The 2,326-nt window shown below is 28.7% G+C and carries 1 protein-coding gene and 1 rRNA gene; both read right to left on the bottom strand.

The features are described 5' to 3' along the window. Positions 1-614, bottom strand: a 16S ribosomal RNA gene (locus BBA70_RS01350); the annotation flags it as partial. A 727-nt stretch (positions 615-1,341) separates the two neighbouring features. Then, a complete protein-coding gene (locus BBA70_RS01345) occupies positions 1,342-1,923 on the bottom strand; it encodes a hypothetical protein (protein WP_011412542.1) in 582 nt (193 codons plus the stop codon). Between the last annotated feature and the right edge of the window lie 403 nt (positions 1,924-2,326).

Below are 2,326 nucleotides of genomic sequence, written 5' to 3'. Positions count from 1 at the left end.
GCATTGCACTTAGACCATAAACTTATTTAACAGCCTACGCACCCTTTACGCCCAATAATTCCGGATAACGCTTGCCCCCTATGTATTACCGCGGCTGCTGGCACATAGTTAGCCGGGGCTTATTCATTAGGTGCCGTCAGAATGATTTTTCCATCATTTATTCTTCCCTAATAAAAGAACTTTACGTACCGAAATACTTCATCGTTCACGCGGCGTTGCTCGGTCAGAGTTTCCTCCATTGCCGAAAATTCCCTACTGCTGCCTCCCGTAGGAGTTTGGGCCGTGTCTCAGTCCCAATGTGGCCGTTCAACCTCTCAGCCCGGCTACACATCATAGTCTTGGTAGGCCTTTACCCCACCAACTAACTAATGTGACGCAAGCTCCTCCCTAAGCATACCTATTAATAGGTCTTTTAAAAACAAGAAGATGCCTTCTTGTCTACTATCCAGTCTTAGCAGTCGTTTCCAACTGTTATCCTCGTCTTAGGGGCAGATTGCTTACGCGTTACTCACCCGTTCGCCACTAAAGTTTAATTGCTTAAACTTCCGTTCGACTTGCATGTATTAGGCACGCCGCCAGCGTTAATCCTGAGCCAGGATCAAACTCTTCGTATGTTACAAAATTGATGCATCAAAAATTGCTTTTTGGTGTCAATTTTAAGGTGTTAAAAAAATAATTGAAAATATTCGTTAATTATCATCTTCAGTTTTCAAAGATTAAGGTAGTTTTAGTAAAAATTTGTGAAAAAATAAATTAAGAATAAATAATTAAAATATGCAATTTAGCAAGTTACAAATAATTCAAAAAATAATTGAAAATTGTTGTTTTTGCTTTCAAAAAATGTTTTCAAAGCAAATAAAATTGCAATACCTTTTTTATTATATCATATAAAAAAACAAATAGCAAATGTTTTGTTGCTTTTTTTAAAAATTAAAAAAATTGAAATGCGGCAAAATAATTGCTAAAATAAATGGTAAAAGTTGGGGTGATTATAAAATTTATTCAGGCAAATTTGATCTGTCGAAATTGTGCTTCAAAAAATATATAACATAATTACTATAATATTATAACAAACATTTTAGGATTTGGCAAGTAAAAAAAACTTTTGTTAAATTTTTTGCAAAATTATATTTTTTGTAAATGTTTTGCGATATCGATGAAAAAAAATTGTTATTTAAAAAGATCAAAAAAAGAAGGTGTTATAATTTTTAATAAAAAGTGTTCAGTTCATTTTGTTGTTTTTTCTTACTTTTGCATTTTTTAGACAAAAAGGGGCAAACATCATTTATAAATAATCTTAAAAAAAACAATACATTGATGGATTGTTACTAATTTGAAAGCCTATATGTATTTTAGTTGTGTTTGGAAATAGTTTTTCACTTCTTCCATATTGAGTTGTTTGGGTTTTAGGTTTCCTTTTTCGTTGGCTTGCATAAAAGTTTGTTTGTACCAAAATAATAAATTTTGATAAATGCAAAAATCTAGATAATAATTAGTTGATGGAATTGGTAAAAAGTTGGGGTGGGGGTTGTTTTGGTATTTTGCTTCTTGTCGTTTTTCTAAACATTTTAATGCCACCAAAAACCAAGATAAAGAAGTGTTGTAAGGTGTAAATCCTTTTATTTCCCATTGAATACAACACTCCAATATCAAGATAAAATCAGTTTTAATAAGGTAATATTTATGTTTGTTGGCATAAAACAAATGAAAACTATTAATATAATGCTTTCTTTGTTGCATCTCTAATACCCACAAATCAAATGATAAATAAAAATAATTTCTTTTCATATCTAAAAACGGTTGCATAGCTTTATTTTTTTTGCAAGTATTTAAACAATGATCATACATACCAAACTCTTTTCTTAAAGCACATAAAGTAAGATCAGAGGCATAAGGATAAAGTTCATAAGGTATAATTCTCAATTTTAATATCTCCTTATTTTTAGATACTTTCTTAATAGTAAAAATTAATTTTTTGTGTGGTTTTTTGTTTATTTATTTAACTGGTGGATTATGATAATTTTTAGTCTTTTTATTAATATAATTAGTTAAATTACTAAGATTAAAAGGGATAATAATGCCTTTAAAAAGAATTTAAAAATCTTTCTAATTAAATTTATATCAACGCCAATAAAAGAATTGATAAGCAAAACAAAAATATAAAAAATAGATAATTTAAAGTTACATAAATTAGATGCTAAAAAGTAGATAAAATATAGCAAACCTATAAAAAGGGGCTGAATTTTATTTATTATCAATTAGAAAATTTTAAACACAGAAAAATATTTTTTTATAATTAACTTAGATTAATGAAAAGTTTATCAAT

This window comes from New Jersey aster yellows phytoplasma (assembly GCF_002554195.1).
In the GTDB taxonomy this organism is placed as follows: Bacteria; Bacillota_I; Bacilli_A; order Acholeplasmatales; family Acholeplasmataceae; genus Phytoplasma.
The sequence above is the reverse complement of the archived record's forward strand: the minus strand, read 5'-3'. Positions and strand labels throughout refer to the sequence as shown.